Consider the following 18,642-nt stretch of genomic DNA (forward strand, 5'->3'; position numbering starts at 1 on the left):
TTCAGGCGGTGAACCGCTCCTCGACCTCGGCGATCACCGGCCGGCCGTTCCTGAGCAGCGCGGCGGCGAACGCCGAGGCCAGCAGCGCCGTCAGCAGCTCGGTGCCGACCATGGTGACGCCGGCGGCCACGATCAGCAGGGACGTGTTCGCCAGCGCCGCCTTGGGATGGCGCAGCAGGAAGTAGGAGGCCAGGCGGGCCACGTCCACCGTACGGAAGGCGAACAGCGAGGTGATCACCAGCGCGTTGCCGGCCCAGAGCAGGCCGCCGAGCGCGACGAGCACCAGCAGCGCCGCCCACCAGCCGGGCACCCCGGCCGCCGCGAAGTTGGCCAGGGTGGTGCCGACGACCGCCACGCCGGCCAGCCAGGGCGCCCAGATCTTCAGCGCCCCGGCGGCGTTGACCCGGTAGCCGCGCCAGAACGCCGCCGCCGGGCGCAGGTCGGCGAGGTCCCGGCTGCGGCGGCGCAGCGCGTACAGGGCGGCCGACAGCGCGGGGCCGAGCGGCAGCGCGCAGAGCGCCGCCAGCGGCACGTTGCTGACGTCGCCGCCGAGCAGGGTCAGCGCGGCCAGGCCCGGCGCGACGGCGAGCAGGAACATGGCCTCGACGACCATCAGGGTGTAGATCAGCGCAGCGGCGCGGGAGAGCGGCCCCTCTCCGAAGCGCGATCCGGCCGCCGCTCCCCCCGTCCCGGTGCTCATGGCGCTCAGCCGTGCTCCTTCTTGAACCGGTCGTAGGCGGTGTTGACCAGGTTCACGTAGGAGGTCATGTTCTTGCCCTCCAGCTCCTTGACGTAGGCGTCCCACTCGCCGAGGTCGCGCTCGCCGAGGATGAACTTGAGCGTCTGCTGGGTGACGTAGTCCTTCAGCGGGGTCTCCCAGAGCGTCGCCTGCTCGCGCTCCTCCTCGTTGAACGGGCGCGGCGGCTCGATCGGCCACGCCTTGCGGGCGTTCATCACGTTCTGGAACTCCAGCTCCTCCTGCGAGAAGGTGGAGTTGAGCAGCGCGGTGGTGCCGCCGTAGGCGAACACGCCGTTGGAGAAACCGAAGTCCTTCTGCAGGTGCTTGGGCGCGCCGGGGTTGAGCCCGACGAAGTCGACGTCCTTGGCGAGCTGGTAGGCCCCGGACCCGTCCTTGGTGTACGTGACGCCCTCGACGCCCCACTTGGCGAACTCCTGGCCCTGGTCGGAGTACCAGAGCCAGTCGATGAACTGCATCATGGCGACGAAGTTCTTGTTCTCCAGCGCCTTCTTGGAGATCATCACGCCGTTCTCCAGCCGCGTGCCGATCTTGTACTCGCCGACCGGCCCCATCAGGACCGGGATCTTGGCCATCTTGGCCTCGGGGACGAGCTTGGTCAGCGTCGGCCGATGGTCGTTGATGATCGTCTGGGCGTTGGCGCTGATGACGAACGACTTGCCGGAGTTGAACTTCTGCTTGGCCTGCTCGTCCTGCTGGGTGAAGCTCTCCGGGTCGAGCAGCTTCTCCTTCACCAGCTTGGCGAGGTACTCGATCATCTGCTTGTACTGCGGCATCGCGCCGGTGTAGACGAACTTCCCGCTCGCGGTGTCGAAGGTCGCGTGCTGGTACTCCCAGCCGCCCTTGGTGCCGTACGCCTGGGCGACGAGCTTGAGCAGGTTGCCGCCCGGCGTCGGCACGCCCCAGCGGTCGGTCATCGGGTAGAGGTCGGGATACTCCGCCTTCATCGCCTTCAGCACGGTGTAGAGGTCGTCCCAGGTCTTGGGGACCTCCAGCTTCAGCTTCTCCAGGATGTCGGTCCTGACGGCCAGCGTGTAGTCGACCCAGACCTCCTCGTGCAGGCCGGGCAGCAGGTAGATGCGGCCGTCGGCCTGGCGCAGGGTGTCCAGGTCGGGGCCCATGTTCCACTTGGCGATCTTGTCCTTGAGGTTGGGCATGAGATCGAAGTAGTCGCTGACCGGCAGGATCGCGCCCGAGGCGACGAACGCCTCCTCCTGCGGGTGGTAGGTCTTCGGGATGACGAGCGGGGCCTGGCCGGAGCCCACGAGCAGGCCGCGCTTCTTCTCGTAGTCGCTGAGCGGCACCTCCACCGGCTTCAGCGTCACGTTGGTGCGCTTGGTGAGCTCCTGCCAGAGCAGCCAGTCGTTCTTGTTCGGGTAGAACGAGTGGTTGTTGTAGAGCACGTCGAACGAGACCGGCTCGGTCGCCGTGAACTGCTGGTTCACGCCGTAGTTCGCCATCGCGGCGGCCCTGTTGCCGGACACGTCGGCGGCCTTCTTCGGAGCCTCGTCCTCGCCGCAGCCGGCGAGCACGAGCGTGAACGCGCCCAGTCCGATGATCGCCTGACGCCGTGAGATGTCGCGCATGGGGGGAGCTTCCTTCGGTGAGGGAGGGACGTGACGGAGGGACGTTGCGGAGGACCTCAGCCCTTGACGGCGCCGAGCATGACGCCGGAGACGAAGTACCTCTGGACGAAGGGGTAGACCGCCAGGATCGGCAGCACGGTGAGCATGATCGTCACGGCCTGGATGTTCGCCGCGGCGGCCGACGCCTCGGCGAGCCCCGCGCCCGCGGCCTCCGCGCCGGTCGCGCCGGCGATGAGGTTGCGCAGGTAGATGGTCACCGGGAACAGGTCGCCGTCGTTCAAGTAGAGGAACGCCGTGAACCAGGAGTTCCAGAACGAGACCGCGTAGAACAGCACCATGGTCGCGATGACCGCCTTGGACAGCGGCAGCACGATCCGCCACAGGACGCCATAGGTGTTGAGGCCGTCGATGGCGGCGGCCTCCTCCAGGTCCCGCGGCAGGCCCTCGAAGAACGTCTTCATGACCAGGAGGTTGAAGACGCTGATGGCGTTCGGCAGGACGACGGACCAGATCGTGTCGGTCAGGCCGAGGCTGTTGACCAGCACGTAGTTCGGGATCAGGCCGCCGGAGAAGATCATGGTGAAGACCGCCACCCAGATGAGGACGGTGCGGCCCCTCAGGTGCTTCTTCGACAGCACGTACGCGTAGCAGGTCGTGAGGAACATCGCGATCGCGGTCGCCACGACCGTGTAGACCACCGTGTTGCGGTAGTTCGTCCAGAACATCGGGTCCGACACGACCAGCTTGTACGTCTCGATGTTGAACCCGCGCGGGACGAGGTTGACCTGGCCCCCCACGATGTAGCGCTCCTCGCTGAACGAGCGCGCCACGATGTTGACGAACGGGTACAGCGTCACGATCACCACGCCGGTCAGGATGACGGCGTTGATCCCCTGGAAGACGCGGTAGCCGCGGGTGCGGTCCAAGGTCACCACAGGCTCGTCCCTACTGCTCGGCGGGAGATGAGGTTCGCCGACACGATCAGCACCACGCCGACCAGCGCCTCGAACAGGCCGATCGCGGCGGCGTAGCTGAGGTTGCTGGACTCCACGCCCATCCGGTACAGGAACGTGGTGATGACGTCGGCCGTCGGGTAGGTCAGCGGGTTGTACAGCAGCAGCACCTTCTCGAAGCCGATGGTCATGAAGGTGCCGATGTTGAGAATCAGCAGCGTGACGGCCGTGGGCCGGATGCCGGGCAGGGTGACGTGCCAGATCTGCCGCCACCGGCCCGCGCCGTCCATGCGGGCGGCCTCGTAGAGCTGCTCGTCGATGGTGGTCAGCGCGGCCAGGTAGAGGATCGTCCCCCAGCCCACCGTCTGCCAGACCTCCGACGAGACGAAGATCGTACGGAACCACTCCGGTTTCTGGATGAACGCGGTCGGCTCGCCGCCGAGGGCCTTGACGAGCTGGTTCACCGGCCCGTCGATGGACACGAGCTGCATGACCAGGCCGGCCACGATCACCACCGACAGGAAGTGCGGCAGGTACGACACCGACTGCAGGAAGCGCTTGACCTTGCTGTTGCGCACCTCGTTGAGCAGCAGCGCCAGCACGATCGGCAGCGGGAAGCAGAACAGCAGGGTGAGCGTGCCGAGGACGAGGGTGTTGGTGAAGACGTTCCAGAACGAGGGGTCGGCGAGGAACATCTTCACGTAGCGAAGGCCCACCCAGGTCTCGCCGAACAGGCTGCCGCCGGGCTCGTACTTGCGGAAGGCGATGATGTTGCCGAGCATCGGCACGTACCGGAAGATCACGAAGAACGCCAGGGGCAGCACCGCCAGCGTGTAGAGCTGCCAGTCCCGGCCCAGGGCGCGGCGCCAGGAGCCGGGCCGGGCGTCCCGCTTGTTGGGAAGCGTTTTCCCAACGGGGTCGGGAAAAGCGGGCTCAGCCTTCTGGACCAGCACCGAAGTCGGCCCGGTGTCGTCGAATGGTTCCTGACCCCTCATGCCATCCTTCCGGCCACCACGTCACCAACCGAAACTTTCGCGAAGATCCGTTAATATTGCGGCAACTTAGGGGGCGGCTTGACGCGTGTCAAGAGGGCGGAAGGCTGCTATGTTGCTGCGCGAGTTGTTGACGTTCACGCGGGTCAACGCGCCAATAGGGATCGCCGATGACAGCAAATTGCCGGAAAGTTTCCGGAAACTACGACCGGTGTGCTCCGTGACAAATTGCCGTCCGGGTCAGCCGGCGGCCGGGCGGGTCAGCGGGCCGGACGGCGATCGGCCCGCGCCGGAGGACGTCACGGGCGGGCCGGGTGAACGGTTCAGCGGGCCACGAAAACGGACGGACATCGTCCGTTGACGCCGCAGGGCCCGCACCTTACGTTGAGGAGGCGTTATCGCTCCGGCTCCCGCAGTGAGGTGCGTCCATGGCCCTTGACGAGGCGACGACCCAGTTCCTTCTGCAGATGGGCGACACCGGGGTCAAGCCGCTGCACGAGATGACGCCGGACGAGGCGCGCCTGACGTTCGCCGCGCTCCGCGACCTCTACGGCCCCGGCCCGGAGATGGTGCGCGTCGAGGAGGTCGTGATCGGCGGCGAGGACGGCGGCTCGTTCGGCGCGCGGGTCCTGGTCCCGTCGGAGACGCCGCGCGGCGTGCTCCTCTACTACCACGGCGGCGGCTGGGTGATCGGCGGCATCGACGAGTTCGACACCCTGGGCCGGCAGCTCGCCGCCCGCACCGGCTGCACGGTCGCGCTGGTGGACTACCGGCTGGCACCCGAGCACCGCTACCCCACCGCGGCCCGCGACGCCTACGCGGCCCTGACCTGGGCCGCGGCCACGTTCCCCGGCCTGCCGATCGTGGTGGCCGGGGACAGCGCGGGCGGCAACCTGGCCGCGGTGACCGCCCAGCGCGCCCGCGACGAGGGCGGGCCGGAGATCCTGCTGCAGGTGCTGGTCTACCCGGTGACGGACTGCGACCTGGACAACGGCTCCTACACCGACCCGGCGAACCAGCTCATGCTGAGCCGCGACTCGATGGTGTGGTTCTGGGACCACTACGCGCCCGACTTCGCCGACCGCGCCAACCCGGACGCCTCGCCGCTGCGCGCCGCCGACCTGTCCGGGCTGCCGCCCGCGGTCATCCTGACCGCCGAGCACGACGTGCTGCGCGACGAGGGCGAGGCGTACGCCGAGCGGCTGCGCGCGGCCGGGGTGCCGGTGGAGTCCCGGCGCTTCGAGGGCCAGATGCACGCCTTCTTCACCCTGGTCAACGTGCTGCCCGGCAGCGCGGCGGCCGTGGCCATGGTGAGCGAGGCGGTGACCAGGCGGCTGTCGTGACCTGCCGCGGGCGGGTGGTGCTGCTCAGCCGCAGTGCTCGAAGGGGCTGTCGTAGGTGGACGAGCCGGCCTTGCCGCCCCACTTGACGCACTTGCCCGCCGCGGCGGCGCGGACCGGGCCCGCGTAGTAGGCGAAGTTGCCGCTGTCGGTCACCCGCGCCTTGCCCTGGACCTCCAGGTAGGCGCTGGTGGCGGTGGCGGTGCCGAGCGAGGTCTTCTTCAGCGTGGCCACGCAGTTGTAGCCGTCGCCGGAGTTGTACAGCAGGTAGACGGTGCCCGCCGTGCCGAGCGCGGCCGAGTCGATCACCTTGTAGCCGGCGCCGCAGACGCTCTCCGGGGTGTGCGGGTTCGTCGGGGCGGTGCTGCCGGTCACGTACTTCATGTACGTCGACCAGTTCCAGTTCGAGCCGGGGTCGGTGTGGTCGGCGCCCGGGACCTCGCTGTGGCCGACGATGTGGGAGCGGTCCTTGGGGATGCCGTAACGGTCGGCGATGTTCCTGGTCAGGGCCGCCGAGGCGCGGTACATCGCATCGGTGAACCAGGAGGCGTCGCTGACGTAGCCCTCGTGCTCGATGCCGACCGAGCGGCGGTTGTAGTCGCCGGCGTGGAAGGCGCGGTCCTTCTCGCGCACCATCTGGGTGATGGCGCCGTTGGAGGACTTGACCACGTAGTGGGACGAGACCTTGGCGCTGGGGTTCTGGAACCAGGAGATGGTGCCGGCGTAGGAGCCCTGCGTGACGTGGATGACGATGCGGTCGATGGCGTCGCTCGACGGGCGGCTGGAGACGGCGTAGTTGGCGCTGTTCGCGGCGGCCCAGGTCGCGCCGGGGTAGTCGACGGCCGCGGCCAGGGTGTTGGGCGCGTCGAGGTCGTCGGCCTTGGCGTACGGGCCGCGCTGCGGCTGGACCGCGCGGGCCGGCACGGTGACCGTCTCGCCGGCGGGCGTGGTGGCGCGCACACCGGCGGCCAGCAGGTCGTAGACGGTGTCGGCGTACAGGCGGGCGACGTCGGCCGAGGCGGCGCCGCCGTACTTGGCGACCGCCTGGTACCACTGGGCCGGGTCCTTGCGGGCGGCGGCGCTCAGCCCGAGGTCGTCGGCGTGCGCGCGGAGCACGGCGGCGCCGCCCGCGATGTTGGCCGCCTCGTCGCTCCTCAGCGTGGCGGCCGGCTTGCCTGTCAGGGTGGCCGCGCGCTCCAGCGAGCGGTTGGCGGGGTTGCTGACCAGGTGCATCACGCCGTAGCCGCCGCTGGCGCTGGGCTCGCCGTCGTGCCCGTCCAGGTGGGTCTCCGCGTAGGCGAGGGCCACCAGCAGGTCGCGGGGCACCTCGTACTTGGCCGCGGCGGCGGCGAACGCGGCGGCCGTCGCGCCGGCCGTCACCGTACGGGCGGCGGGGGCGGCGTGCGCCGTGACGGGCGGCGTGGCGAGCGGGATCAGCGCGCCGGCCAGCAGCACGGCGGCGCGGCGGCGGAGTCGGGACTGCACGGGGTTCTCCTCAACGGGTTCAGGGGGAAGGAGCGGCCGCCGCGGGTGTGGAGGGGGGCGGCGGCCGCTCCGGCCGGGGACCGGCCACGGGATCGCTCCCGTGATCAGCCGCAGTGCTCGAAGGGGCTGTCGTAGGCGGACGAGCCGGCCTTGCCACCCCACTTGACGCACTTGTCCGCCGCGGCGGCGCGGACCGGACCGGCGTAGTAGGCGAAGTTGCCGCTGTCGGTCACCCGGGCCTTGCCCTGGACCTCCAGGTAGGCGCTGGTGGCGGTGGCGGTGCCGAGCGAGGTCTTCTTCAGCGTGGCCACGCAGTTGTAGCCGTTGCCGGAGTTGTACAGCAGGTAGACGGTGCCCGCCGTGCCGAGCGCGGCCGAGTCGATCACCTTGTAGCCGGCGCCGCAGACCTCCTCGGGGGTGTGCGGGTTGGTGCTGCCGGAGCAGGAGTTCTTGGAGGTCAGGGTCTGGGTCGGGTAGCCGAAGGTGGTCCCGCCGAAGACGGCCTTGCGGATGTTGCCGGGGTAGCCGTCGCCCTCGCGGACCTCGTAATGCAGGTGGGGGCTGATGTTGTTGCCCGGCTTGCTGGTGTTGCCCACAGTGCCGACCTTCTGGCCCTGCTTCACCTGGGCACCGGCGCTGACCGAGCGCACGTTCAGGTGGGCGTAGTACGTCGCCCAGCCGCCGCCGTGGTCGATCTTGACGAGGTTGCCGTAGCCGTTGGTGGAGCCCTGGTGGGCCGAGATCACGACGGTGCCGGCCGCGGCGGCCACGACGGTGTCGCCGAGGTCGGCGTCCGCGGTGCTGCCGCGGTTGAAGTCGATCTCGTAGGACTGGTGGGCGCTGCTGTTGCTGGAGTTGCCGGTCCACGACTGGCCGCAGGGGAACGGGAGCTGGAAGCTCGGCGCGGCCAGGGTGGACACCTCAGGGACCTTCACCTGGTTCGGCGGGTCGTTCGGGTCCGGTGCCAGGGTCGACGCGGCCGAGGCGGTCTGGCCGCCGATGAGCCCGGCAAGCAGGACAAAGCCCACCGTAAGTACCTGCGTGGGTCTCATACGGATCCTTTCTGGATCAGCTGGTGCTGCGCTTTCTGCTGGCGACCAAGATTGCGGGTACGGCATACAGAGAACCTCCAAAATCGGTATAAAGACCGAGCCGGCATGAACGACGACCCGACGTACAGGCGCTCCGGCGCCACCGGAGGAGCAGGTGCGTTCGTAGTGGTTGACCAGCCGAACTTCGGCGTCCTGGGGCCCTTGCTGGTCCGCAGCGCGGACCGGGCGCTGCGTGTCGCCGGTCGCAAGCCCCGGCTGCTGCTGGCCTCGCTGCTGCTGGAGGCCAACCAGATCGTCGCCTCGGACGCGCTCATCGAGGTGCTGTGGCCGGCGCGGGCGCCGTCGTCGGCGGTGGCGAACCTGCGGACGTACGTCAGCGCCCTGCGCGGCCCCGTCACGGCGGCCGGCGGCCGGATCGTCACCCACCCCTCCGGGTACGCGGTCGAGCTGGCGGCCGGGCAGCTCGACATGCTGCTGTTCGAGCAGCTCGCGGAGCGGGCGCGGGCCGCGGGGCGCACCGGGGAGGCGGCCGGGCACCTGCGCGACGCGCTGGCGCTGTGGCGCGGCACGCCGCTGTCCGACCTGCCCGCCAGCCCGGTGTGGGACGGGCGGCTGCGCGCCCTGGTGCAGGCCAGGCTCGCCGCCGCCGAGGAGCTGGCGGAGACGAAACTGGCCCGCGAGCAGTACGCGGCGGCCGTGGACGACCTGCGGGCGCTGATCGGCGAGCACCCGTACCGGGAGGATCTGTGGCAGCGGCTCATCGTCGCGCTGCACCGGGGCGGGCGGCGGGCGGAGGCGCTGCACGCCTACACGGAGATCCGGCGGCAGCTCGTGGACGACCTCGGCATCGAGCCGGGACCGGACCTGCGCGACGCCCACGCGGCCGTGCTCGCCGACGAGGAGCCGTGCCGGCTCGGCTACCAGCCGCCCGTGCCGCACCAGCTCCCCGCCGACGTGCCGGACTTCACCGGCCGCGCCGCCGACGTGACCGCCCTGACCCACCTCCTGTCGGGCCCGGCCCCCGTGCCCTTACCCGTGCCCTTACCCGTGCCCTTACCCGTGCCCCCGTCCGGGGCGGCGGGCGTGGCCGGGCCGCCCGTGGTCGCCGTGGTCACCGGGCCGCCCGGGATCGGGAAGACGGCGCTGGCCGTGCACTGCGCGCACGCCGTCCGCGACGCCTACCCCGAGGGCCAGCTCCACCTGTCGCTGGGCGGCACGGCCGAGACCCCGGCCGCCCCCGCCGACCTGCTGGCCGAGGCCCTGCGCTCGCTGGGCGTGGCCGAGGGCGCGCTGCCCGCCTCCGCGCACGAGCGCGCCACGCTCTACCGCTCCCTCCTCGCCGGCCGCCCCGTGCTGGTCCTCCTGGACGACGCCGCCGACGCCGCCCAGGTGCGCCCCTTGTTACCCGGCAGCGGCTGCGCCGTACTGGTGACCAGCCGCCGCCGCATCACCGAGCTGCCCGGCGCCGTCCTGCTGGAGCTGGACGCGCTCACCCCCGCCGAGGGCGGCGAGCTGCTGGCCAGGATCGCCGGGGCCGCCCGGGTGGCGGCGGAGCCGGAGGCGGCGCGATCGATCGTGGCCGCCTGCGGCGGGCTGCCGCTCGCGCTCCGCGTCGCCGGGGCGCGGCTGGCCGCCCGTCCCGGCTGGTCGCTGCAGGAGCTGCGGCGGCGGCTCGACGACGAGAGCACCCGGCTGGACGAGCTGCGCGCCGGCGACCTGGAGGTACGCGCCTGCGTCGAGCTCAGCTACCGCCGCCTGCCCCACGAGGCCGCCCTGACCCTGCGCGCGCTCGGCCTGCTCGGGCCGGGGACCGTGCCCGGCTGGGTGGCCGACGCCGTGCTCGACCGGCACCGCAGCGACGCCGTCGTGGACACGCTCGTGGACGTCAGCCTGCTCCGCCTGGTCGGCACCGACCCCCTGGGCCAGCCCCGCTACCTGCTGCCCGACCTGGTGCGCCGCACCGCGCGCGAGCGCGCCGACGGCGAGGCCGAGCGCCAGGCCCTGGCGCGGGTGCTGGGCGGCTGGACGAGCGCCGCCGAGCACGCCGCGGCCCGCCTGCCGACCACGCTGTTCAGCGTGCCGGCCGGCGCCGTGCCCCGGTGGCGCCCGGACGACGAGCTGCTGGGCCGCCTCACCGCCGACCCGCTCACCTGGTTCGACGCCGAGCGGGAGGCGCTGGTCGAGGCCGTACGGCTGGCCGCGAGCCACGGCCCCGCGCAGGCGGCGTGGGGCCTCGCCGCGACCCTCGTCCCCTACTTCGACCTGCACTGCCGCCTGGAGGAGTGGCGGCTCACCCACCAGGTCGCGCTGGACAGCGCCGCCGCCGCGGGCGACCGGCGCGGCGAGGCCGCCATGCTGCGCGGCCTCGCCCAGGTCAGCCTCTACCAGGACCGCTACGCCGAGGCGGCCGGCATGCTGCGCCGCGCCCGGGTGATCTTCCGTGAGCTGGGGGACGCCCGCGGCGAGGCGATCTCGATCTGCGGGCTCGGCGCCGCCGACGAGTTCTCCGGCCGGCACCGGCGGGCGCTCGGCTGGTTCCGGCACGCGCTGGCCATGTTCCTGGCCGAGGGCGACGTGGACGGGGAGGCGTACGCGCGGCAGGCGATCGGCCGCGTCCACCTGTCGCTGCAGGACCTCGGGCAGGCCTTTCGCTGGCTCGGTGAGGCGCTGCGGCTGGCCGGCGAGCTGGGCGACAACCACCGTGAGGGCTGCGTGTCCATGCAGTTCGGCCGGCTGCACACGCTCGCCGCCCAGCCCGACGAGGCGATGCGGTTCCAGGGGCGGGCGCTGGACATCTTCGAGACGCTGGGCGACCGGCACTGCGGCGCGTACGCGCTGCGCAGCCTCGGCGGGCTGCACGCGGCGCGCGGCGACCGCTCGCACGGCTCGGCCGAGCTGCAACGCTCGCTGGAGATCTTCCAGCAGCTCGGCGACCGCAGCGGCGAGGCGGACGCCTTCCAGGCGCTCGGCGAGCTCTACCGGGCGGCCGGGCGGCCCATGCTGGCCGCCCACTACCTGCACCGCGCCGTGGACCTGCGCAGCCAGCTCCGCGCGGGCGCTCCGGCAGCGGGCTGACAGCGATCCGGCAGCGCCGCCCGGCACGGTGGGGCGCATGACGGACGACACGAACGTGCTCATCGCCGGCGCCGGGCCCACGGGCCTCACGCTCGCGGTGGAGCTGGCCAGACGCGGCATCGGCCACCGCCTGGTGGAGCGGGCCTCGGAGCCCTCGGCCGGGTCGAAGGGCAAGGGGCTGCAACCGCGCACGCTGGAGATCCTCGACGACCTCGGCGTGATCGGGCGGGTGCTGGCGACGGCGGCGCCGTACCCGCCGCTGCGGGTCAGGGTCGGCGGGGTGCCGCTGTACCAGGGCCGTATGCACCGGCGGGCGGCGGCGAGCGAGGCCGTGCCGTACCCGACCGTGCTGATGCATCCGCAGTGGCGCACCGAGGAGGTCCTGCGCGAGCGGCTGGCGGAGCTGGGCGGGAAGGTGGAGCACGGCACGGAGCTGACCGGCTTCGAGCAGGACGCGGACGGCGTGACGGCGCGGCTCGGCACGGGCGCGACGGTGCGGGCCCGCTACCTCGTGGCGGCCGACGGGGGCCGCAGCCCGGTGCGCAAGGCGCTCGGCATCGGGTTCGCGGGCGAGACGCGGGAGGAGGAGCGCATGATGCTCGGCGACGTACGCGTGGAAGGGCTCGACCGCGACCACATCCACGTCTGGCTCCGGCCGGGCAGGGGCATGCTGGCGCTCTACCCGATGGCGGGCACCGGCACGTTCCAGCTCCTCGCGCCGCTCCGGCCGGGCGTGGAGCCGGACCTGACGCCGGCCGGCTTCCAGCGGATCCTCGCCGAACGCTCGATGCGGCGCCGGATGCGCGTCACCGAGCTGCTGTGGTCCTCGCTCTACCGGGTCAACATCCGGCTGGCCGACCGCTACCGCGCCGGGCGGGTGTTCCTCGCGGGGGACGCCGCGCACGTGCACTCCCCGGCGGGCGGGCAAGGGCTCAACACCGGCGTGCAGGACGCGTACAACCTGGGCTGGAAGCTCGCCCGCGCCCTCTCCGGGGCGCCGGGGACGCTGCTGGACAGCTACGAGGAGGAGCGCCGCCCGATCGCGGCCCGCGTGCTGGGGCTCAGCACCGACCTGCACGACAAGAGGACGTTCAGGCGCGACGAGGAGACCTACCAGCTCCGGCTCGGCTACCGGGGCGGCTCCCTGGCCCGCGCCGGCGGCGACCGGGTGCCGGACGGGCCGGTGCGGCTCGCCGACGGGCGCCGGGCGCGGATGTTCGACCTACTGAGGGGGCCGCACTTCACCCTGCTGTCGCCGGACCCCGCGCCCGCCGTCCCGGGCGGGCCGCCGGTGCGGGCGTACGCGCCGGCCGAGCCGTACGGCGGCAGGCGGCACACCCTAATCCGGCCCGACGGGTACGTCGGCATCGCCACCGACTCAGCCCGGGAGCTCGCCGGCTACCTGGCCCTGGTCTAGCGGCGGGTGCCGACGGCCTCCAGGTAGTCGCCGGCCGCCAGCAGCGTCCCGTCGCCGGAGCGGTTGAAGGGGACCGGCACCCCGGCCAGCTCGGCGGCGAAGCTCCGCCGGGTGTCCTCGTCCAGCGCCCCCGCCATCCGGTGGATCGGCCCGTAGTAGGCGATGAACCACTCGGCGAAGTGCTCGGGCGAGTGGAAGGCGAACTTCGGGTCACGCGCAGCAGCTCGGCGGCGGCCCGCTCCTGGTCGGGCGCGAACATCACGCCGACGGTGCTGAGCGCGACGTCGAAGGCGGCGTCGGGGAACGGCAGCGCCTCGGCGTCCCCTTCGGCGAACGCCACCTCCAGGCGCTCGGCCTCGGCCCGCCTGCGCCCCTGCTCCAGCAGGGCGGGCACGTAGTCGACGCCGGTGGACTCGGCGAAGCGCCGCGCCCCGGCGAGGGCGGCGTTGCCCTGCCCGCAGGCCACGTCGAGCACGCGCTGCCCGGCGCGCACGCCCGCCGCCTCCACGAGGCGTTCGGCCATCGGCTGCAGGGGGAGGGCGTTCCATCCCGTTCCATGCTAGGTGAGCGCGTCGTCACGCCCCCGGGCGCAGCGACTTGAAGGCGCGGACCTGCTCGGTGACGGCCCGCTCGGTCGGCAGCCGCTCCACCGACGAGGCCCCGAAGAACCCGGCCACCCCCTCGGTACGCGCCAGCACGTGCGCGGCGTCCTCCGGCTCGGCGATGGGCCCGCCGTGGCAGAGCACCAGCACGTCGGGCCGGACCGCGACGGCGGCGTCCCGCATGGCCTGCACCCGCGCGGCGGCCTCGTCGAGGCTCAGCGCGGTGCCGGCGCCGATGCTGCCCTTGGTGGTCAGCCCGACGTGCGGCACCAGCACGTCGGCCCCGGCCTCGGTCATGGCCCGCGCCTGCTCCTCGTCGAAGACGTAGGGGGCGGTGAGCAGGTCGCGCTCGCGGGCCAGCCGGATCAGCTCGACCTCCAGGTCGAAGCCCATGCCGGTCTCCTCCAGGTTCTGCCGGAACGTGCCGTCGTACAGGCCGACGGTCGGGAAGTTCTGCACGCCGGCGAAGCCCATGGCCTTGAGCTGGTCGAGGAAGTACGGCATGACACGGAACGGGTCCGTGCCGCACACCCCGGCCAGCACCGGCGTGTCCCGTACGACCGGCAGCACCTCGGCGGCCATCTCCACGACGATCTGGTTGGCGTCGCCGTACGGCAGCAGCCCGGCCAGCGAGCCCCGCCCCGCCATGCGGTAGCGGCCGGAGTTGTAGATGATGATCAGGTCCACGCCGCCGGCCTCGGCGCACTTGGCCGACAGGCCGGTGCCGGCGCCCGCGCCGATCACGGGCCGGCCGGCGGCGACCGTCGCGCGCAGCCTGCCGAGGACGTCCTGCCGGTTCATGAAGCACCTCCGGTGATCAGCGCGTGCAGCCGGTCGGCCATGGCCCGGCCGAAGGCGGGGTCGTTGATGTGCAGGTCGAGGTCCTCGACGGCGACGGCGGAGCCGCGCAGGCCCTCCACCAGGGCCTCGAAGCAGGCGGCGTCGGCCTCGGGGCGGGCGAACGCGCCGCCGGGCGCGTCCAGGGCGGACACTCCCCGCCGGGGCAGGAACAGCGCGGCCGGGCCGCGTGCCCTGCGCAGCTTGGCGGCCACGCGGCGGCCGAGCTCGCCCATCTCCTCCGGCGTGGTGCGCATCAGCGTCACGGTCGGGTTGTGCGCGTACAGCAGGCGGCCGGCGAACTCGGGCGGCACGCTGTCCCGCGGCCCGAAGTTGACCATGTCGAGCGCGCCCGGCGCGACGACCTGCGGCACGCCGTGCCGGGCGGCGGCGGTGAGCCGGTCCGGCCCGGCCGACAGCACGCCGCCCACCAGGTCGTCGGCCAGCTCGGTGGTGGTCAGGTCGAGCACCCCGGCCAGCATGCCGCTGCCGGCCAGGCCCTCCAGCGCCCGGCCGCCGGAGCCGGTGGCGTGGAAGACCAGCACCTCGTAGCCGAGCTCGGCGAGCCGGTCGCGGGCGGCGTCCACGGCCGGGGTGGTGACCCCGAACATCGACGCCCCGACCAGCGGCCGCTCCGGCAGCCCCGCGGTCTGCACGGCCTTGGCGAGCTGGGAGGCCCGCGCCATGCCCGCGGCGGCGGCGGCCGCGTTGCCGAGGATGGCGCGCGAGAGCCGGTTGATCCCGGCGATGTCGACGACGCTGTACATCATCGTGACGTCCCTGGCCCCGACATAGGGCGAGACGTCGCCGGCCGCCATCGTGGAGACGATCAGCTTGGGCAGCCCGATCGGCAGGTCGCGGACGGCCCGCGCGGCGATCGACGAGCCGCCGCTGCCGCCCAGCGCCAGCACGGCGTCCACCCGGCCGTCGCCGTGCAGCTTGTCGAGGACCACGGCCGCGCCCTCCCCCATCGCGGCGACGGCCGCGCCCCGGTCGCCCGCCTCCCGCAGCGCCCGCAGGTCAGCGCCCGCCGCCTCGGCGACCCGCCCGGCGGAGACGTCGGCGAGCAGGGGGTCGCCGTGCTCGCCCACGCCCACGTCGATCACGACGACGTCGCTGCCCAGCTCGACGAGGCGGTTGCGCAGCCACGCGTACTCCTCGCCCTTGGTGTCGAGAGTGCCGATCAGTACGACGGACGGCATGTCCTGGGCTCACCTCACCGCTGGTCGATCCCGGGGAACCGGACGGCCCCGCGCTGTGATATGCCCCGTGACCCGCGTTCCACGCCACCCGGGTCACGGGGAGGCTCGCCTCCTAGGACGACCGGCCGAGGCGCAGGGGCAGGCTGCGCGGGCCGCGTACCTGGCCGGCGGCCCACGTCACCGCGGCCGGGTCGGCGAGCTCGAACCGCGGCATCCGCTCCAGCCACACCTCCAGCGCCACCCGCAGCTCCATCCTGGCCAGGTGGGAGCCGACGCAGCGGTGGATGCCGAGGCCGAAGGCCACGTGCCGGTTGACCTTGCGGTCGATGACGACCTCGTCCGCCTGCTCGAACTGCGCCGGGTCACGGTTGGCCGCGGGGAACGACAGCAGCACCCAGTCGTCGGCCTTCATGTCCACGCCGTTCCAGTGCATGTCCTCCTTGACCAGCCGGGCCATCGTCACCGGCGCGTACACCCGCAGGAACTCCTCCATCGCGGTCGGCACCAGGCCGGGCTCGGCGACCAGCCGCTCGCGGTCTGCGGGCGTCTTCGCCAGGTGCCACAGGGACGCGCCGATCGCGCTCCAGGTCGTGTCGATGCCCGCGATGAGCAGCAGCGCCATCGTGCCGGCCACGTGGGACGGGTCGAGCTTGCGGCCGTACAGCTCGGCCTCGATGAGGTACGTCGTCAGGTCGTCGCGCGGGTGGTCGAGATGGTCGCGGATCTGGGCGAGCAGGTAGTCGAACAGCTCGTCCATCCGCTCGATGCGCTCATCCGGCGGCAGGTTGACGCCTTCGAGCGAGCTCTCGATGAACTCGCGGAAACGGGGCCCGTCCTCCTGAGGGAAGCCGAGCATGTCGGCGATGACGCGGACCGGGATGTGCTGGGCGTAGTCCCGGGCGGCGTCCACGACGTCGCGGCCCTCGAAGGCGTCGATGAGCTGGTGGCAGAAGGCCCGGGTGGGCCCCTCCATCCGGGAGACGGCCGTCTTGGTGAAGGCGGGCAGCAGCAGCTTGCGGGCGTCGTGGTGGAAGGGCGGGTCGGAGGAGATCGGCGGCGTGCCGCCCACCGGGGCCAGATCCTTGGGCGGGCGGAAGTTGCTCATGATGATCGACCGGGACGAGAAGCGCTCGGTGTCGTAGGCGATGGCCGCGACGTCCTCGTAGCGGGTGGGCAGCCAGCCGCCGCCGAACCGGTCCGTGTGCGCGATGGGGCAGCGCTGGCGCAGATCGTCCTGGATGGGGTACGGGTCCGCGGCCCACTCCGGCTCTAAGTGGGAGAAATCGGTTGCCCAGTCGGAGACGGGGCCGGTGATGACCTCGTTGCGCGTGCCGAGCGGCTCGTCCTCGCGGGTCTCACGGAAACCTTGGGTGAAGCGGTCGTCAACGGTCATGCCACGCCTCCTAGAGGATCTCGATCGCCCGCTCGGGGCAGTTGGCCACCGCCAGGCGCGCCGTGCGCTCCTCGCCCTCCGGCACGGCGCCGTCGCCGACGACCTGGCCGTAGCCCTCGTCGTCCTCGGCGAACAGCGCGGGAGCCAGGTCGTAGCAGCGGCCGTGCCCCTGGCAACGTTCCGGGTCGATCTTCACTTTCACTGGGGTCCTCCGCTCTCTGGTGGGGTCCCGCTCGGGGCGAACGCCCGGACGACGCGGGTGAGCAGCGCCGTCCACTCCTCGTCTTCGACGGCGTGCAGGTCGGGGGTGATCAGCGCGCTGCCCATGGCGAGGAGCAGGCAGAAGTGGGCCAGCGCGCCCGCCGGCAGGGCGGGGTCGAGCTCGCCGTCGTCCTGGGCGGCGCGGACCAGCCCGGCGAGCCATTCGGCGCGCTCGCCGACGTAGTCGCGCATCGGGTGGGCCATGTCCTCGTCGCGGCGGGCGGCGGTGAGGGCCTCGACGATGAGGTAACCGGGCGCGTCCCGGCGGCGCGGCAGGTTCCTGCCGAGGACGAGCAGCAGCTCGGTGGCCGTACGGTCCGGGTCGGCGGCGACCAGCCTGGCCAGCGTCTGCCGCCCGTGGGCGCGCAGCGCCGCCACGATCAGCTCGGCCTTGGAGCCGAAGTGGGCGTACATCGCCCCGTTGCTGACGCCCGCGGCGGCGGCGATGTCGGCGACCCGCGTGCCGTCGTAACCGCGCTCGGCGAACACCTCCGCGGCGGCGAGCAGCAGCCTCTCCCGGGTTTCCGCGGCGCTCACGCCGGCGATGCGACCCATGTGCGAATTAAAAGAGCGTTCATTTGTTGAGTCAAGAGGTAACCCCAAGAACTCGGGCTGGGAAGTTCGGCGGTTCCCGCCCGTCCCTACTCGTGACCGCTCGGTGTAGGACTCGCGTCGCCGGCGAGCAGCGTCTCGGCGACGGCCGTACGGGCATAGAGCACGTATCTCCCTGTGCGGTGCGCGCTGGCCAACCCGGCCCTGCGGAGAGCGGTGAGGTGCTGGCTCGCGCCCGGTTCCGACAGGTCGAGGCGGGCGGCCAGTTCCTTGGTCGAGGCGGGCTGGTCGAGTTCGGCCAGCAGCCGGGCGCGGGTCCGGCCGAGCACGGCGGCCAGCGCCTGTGGCGGGTCGCTCTCGCGGTGCTCCCAGAGCGTCGCGACGCCGCGCGGGGGGTAACGGATCGTGGGCTGCCAGGGCGGGGAGGTGATGGAGAAGACACGCGGCCAGGTGAACACCGACGGCACGAGCAACAGTCCCAGGCCGCCCAGCGGGCGCACACCTTCGCAGACGGTCTTGGGCAGGCGCAGTGTCTCTCCCTCCCACGTCACGGCGGGGTCGAGGTCGCTGAGCATGCGCCGCAGGCCGCCCTCGGCCAGCAACCTGGCGCGGTAGAGCACATCGCCTTCGAGCAAGGCCCGTACGCGCGGCCAGTAGGGCGCGATGGCCGCTTCCCAGTAGCCGCGGATCTCCTCGGCCAGCCGTTCGAGGCCGCCCACGGGGTCGGCGTAGAGCTCTTGGAGTGCTCGGGTGCGCGGACCGTCCCAGACGTCGAAACCCTCCTGGACCAAGGGTGCCATCGCCACCATTCCGGCCAGCTCGACCTCCAGGTCGGGCACGGAGGTCGAGGGCGGCGGACAGACGAAGCCGACGATCGAGATCGTCGGCACCGGCACCAGGTCGGACAGCAACCGCCAGTCGACATCGGCGAGCCGCCGCCGCACCCGTTCGGCCCAGGGCTTGAGCACGGCATGCGCGGCCGGGTTCTTCACCACCCGCACGCTGGCGACGACCTCCCACAGAGGAGAAACCGCGAAACGGACATTGGCCGCATCCTGTGCGGTGAACGTCAGCTCAAGGCCCATCCGATTCGTCCTCTGCTTAATCAATAGCGGCCTGGCCGACGATTCCATCATCT

The 18,642-nt window shown here is 72.3% G+C and carries 16 protein-coding genes and 1 pseudogene; 3 read left to right on the forward strand and 14 right to left on the reverse strand.

Going from position 1 to position 18,642, the window contains the following annotated elements:
- Nucleotide 1: 1 nt before the first annotated feature.
- The 4 genes from BMW85_RS25305 to BMW85_RS25320 are packed head-to-tail and all read right to left on the reverse strand — an operon-like array spanning nt 2 to nt 4,291.
- On the reverse strand, nt 2–700 hold the full coding sequence (locus BMW85_RS25305; protein WP_091085911.1) for a YesL family protein: 699 nt from the start codon (nt 698–700) through the stop codon (nt 2–4).
- 5 nt (nt 701–705) lie between these two features.
- A complete protein-coding gene (locus BMW85_RS25310) occupies nt 706–2,343 on the reverse strand; it encodes an ABC transporter substrate-binding protein (protein WP_091085913.1) in 1,638 nt (545 codons plus the stop codon).
- A 56-nt stretch (nt 2,344–2,399) separates the two neighbouring features.
- Nucleotides 2,400–3,278 (reverse strand): carbohydrate ABC transporter permease, encoded by an 879-nt coding sequence (locus tag BMW85_RS25315; RefSeq protein ID WP_091085915.1) that lies wholly within the window; start codon nt 3,276–3,278, stop codon nt 2,400–2,402.
- Entirely contained in the window at nt 3,272–4,291 is a 1,020-nt protein-coding gene (locus BMW85_RS25320) for an ABC transporter permease (RefSeq protein ID WP_245775053.1), read from the reverse strand. The genes BMW85_RS25315 and BMW85_RS25320 overlap by 7 nt, the downstream gene beginning before the upstream one ends.
- A gap of 464 nt (nt 4,292–4,755) precedes the next feature.
- Between BMW85_RS25320 and BMW85_RS25325 the strand changes: the two genes are divergently transcribed.
- Complete coding sequence (locus tag BMW85_RS25325; protein ID WP_425434370.1) at nt 4,756–5,631, forward strand: alpha/beta hydrolase; 876 nt, start codon at nt 4,756–4,758, stop codon at nt 5,629–5,631.
- Between the two features lie 24 nt (nt 5,632–5,655).
- Here BMW85_RS25325 and BMW85_RS25330 read toward each other — a convergent pair whose 3' ends face one another.
- On the reverse strand, nt 5,656–7,113 hold the full coding sequence (locus tag BMW85_RS25330) for an N-acetylmuramoyl-L-alanine amidase (RefSeq protein ID WP_091085919.1): 1,458 nt from the start codon (nt 7,111–7,113) through the stop codon (nt 5,656–5,658).
- A gap of 104 nt (nt 7,114–7,217) precedes the next feature.
- Complete coding sequence (locus tag BMW85_RS25335; RefSeq protein ID WP_245775054.1) at nt 7,218–8,141, reverse strand: M23 family metallopeptidase; 924 nt, start codon at nt 8,139–8,141, stop codon at nt 7,218–7,220.
- Nucleotides 8,142–8,330: 189 nt separating this feature from the next.
- Here BMW85_RS25335 and BMW85_RS25340 point away from each other — a divergent pair, with 189 nt between their 5' ends.
- Entirely contained in the window at nt 8,331–11,240 is a 2,910-nt protein-coding gene (locus tag BMW85_RS25340) for an AfsR/SARP family transcriptional regulator (protein WP_091085925.1), read from the forward strand.
- A 37-nt stretch (nt 11,241–11,277) separates the two neighbouring features.
- Complete coding sequence (locus tag BMW85_RS25345) at nt 11,278–12,657, forward strand: FAD-dependent monooxygenase (RefSeq protein WP_091085928.1); 1,380 nt, start codon at nt 11,278–11,280, stop codon at nt 12,655–12,657.
- On the opposite strand, the gene BMW85_RS50465 is transcribed toward BMW85_RS25345, so the two are convergent.
- From BMW85_RS50465 to BMW85_RS25380, 8 genes and pseudogenes are all read right to left on the reverse strand, one after another.
- Nucleotides 12,654–12,794, reverse strand: coding sequence for a hypothetical protein (locus tag BMW85_RS50465; protein WP_218155938.1), 141 nt, complete (start codon nt 12,792–12,794; stop codon nt 12,654–12,656). The two genes, BMW85_RS25345 and BMW85_RS50465, sit on opposite strands and share 4 nt — an antisense overlap.
- A gap of 125 nt (nt 12,795–12,919) precedes the next feature.
- Nucleotides 12,920–13,180 (reverse strand): annotated as a pseudogene (locus BMW85_RS52585) (class I SAM-dependent methyltransferase); the annotation flags it as partial.
- A 52-nt stretch (nt 13,181–13,232) separates the two neighbouring features.
- Nucleotides 13,233–14,060, reverse strand: coding sequence for a phosphoenolpyruvate hydrolase family protein (locus tag BMW85_RS25355; protein ID WP_091085931.1), 828 nt, complete (start codon nt 14,058–14,060; stop codon nt 13,233–13,235).
- The gene (locus tag BMW85_RS25360; RefSeq protein WP_091085934.1) at nt 14,057–15,298 is read right to left on the reverse strand and encodes a Tm-1-like ATP-binding domain-containing protein; all 1,242 of its coding nucleotides are present in this window, start codon (nt 15,296–15,298) and stop codon (nt 14,057–14,059) included. Before BMW85_RS25360 ends, BMW85_RS25355 begins: the two co-directional genes overlap by 4 nt.
- Nucleotides 15,299–15,410: 112 nt before the next feature.
- Nucleotides 15,411–16,691, reverse strand: a complete 1,281-nt coding sequence (locus tag BMW85_RS25365) for a cytochrome P450 (protein WP_091085936.1) — start codon at nt 16,689–16,691, stop codon at nt 15,411–15,413.
- Between the two features lie 10 nt (nt 16,692–16,701).
- Nucleotides 16,702–16,893, reverse strand: a complete 192-nt coding sequence (locus BMW85_RS25370) for a ferredoxin (protein ID WP_091085938.1) — start codon at nt 16,891–16,893, stop codon at nt 16,702–16,704.
- Nucleotides 16,890–17,507 (reverse strand): TetR family transcriptional regulator, encoded by a 618-nt coding sequence (locus BMW85_RS25375; protein WP_091085941.1) that lies wholly within the window; start codon nt 17,505–17,507, stop codon nt 16,890–16,892. Before BMW85_RS25375 ends, BMW85_RS25370 begins: the two co-directional genes overlap by 4 nt.
- Before the next feature lie 86 nt (nt 17,508–17,593).
- Nucleotides 17,594–18,589 carry an ArsR/SmtB family transcription factor gene (locus tag BMW85_RS25380; protein WP_091085943.1) on the reverse strand — a complete coding sequence of 332 codons (996 nt, stop codon included), beginning with the start codon at nt 18,587–18,589 and terminating at the stop codon, nt 17,594–17,596.
- Nucleotides 18,590–18,642: the final 53 nt, after the last annotated feature.

Source organism: Nonomuraea wenchangensis (genome assembly GCF_900111685.1).
Lineage (GTDB): Bacteria > Actinomycetota > Actinomycetes > Streptosporangiales > Streptosporangiaceae > Nonomuraea > Nonomuraea wenchangensis.

Bases quoted from the DNA above. Each gene is read 5' to 3' on its own strand.
- BMW85_RS25375 (WP_091085941.1), bottom strand. From the start codon at position 17,507: ATGGGTCGCATCGCCGGCGTGAGCGCCGCGGAAACCCGGGAGAGGCTG.
- BMW85_RS25360 (WP_091085934.1), bottom strand. From the start codon at position 15,298: ATGCCGTCCGTCGTACTGATCGGCACTCTCGACACCAAGGGCGAGGAG.
- BMW85_RS25320 (WP_245775053.1), bottom strand. From the start codon at position 4,291: ATGAGGGGTCAGGAACCATTCGACGACACCGGGCCGACTTCGGTGCTG.
- BMW85_RS25355 (WP_091085931.1), bottom strand. From the start codon at position 14,060: ATGAACCGGCAGGACGTCCTCGGCAGGCTGCGCGCGACGGTCGCCGCC.
- BMW85_RS25310 (WP_091085913.1), bottom strand. From the start codon at position 2,343: ATGCGCGACATCTCACGGCGTCAGGCGATCATCGGACTGGGCGCGTTC.
- BMW85_RS25325 (WP_425434370.1), top strand. From the start codon at position 4,756: ATGGGCGACACCGGGGTCAAGCCGCTGCACGAGATGACGCCGGACGAG.
- BMW85_RS25305 (WP_091085911.1), bottom strand. From the start codon at position 700: ATGAGCACCGGGACGGGGGGAGCGGCGGCCGGATCGCGCTTCGGAGAG.
- BMW85_RS25345 (WP_091085928.1), top strand. From the start codon at position 11,278: ATGACGGACGACACGAACGTGCTCATCGCCGGCGCCGGGCCCACGGGC.
- BMW85_RS25365 (WP_091085936.1), bottom strand. From the start codon at position 16,691: ATGACCGTTGACGACCGCTTCACCCAAGGTTTCCGTGAGACCCGCGAG.
- BMW85_RS50465 (WP_218155938.1), bottom strand. From the start codon at position 12,794: ATGGCGGGGGCGCTGGACGAGGACACCCGGCGGAGCTTCGCCGCCGAG.
- BMW85_RS25380 (WP_091085943.1), bottom strand. From the start codon at position 18,589: ATGGGCCTTGAGCTGACGTTCACCGCACAGGATGCGGCCAATGTCCGT.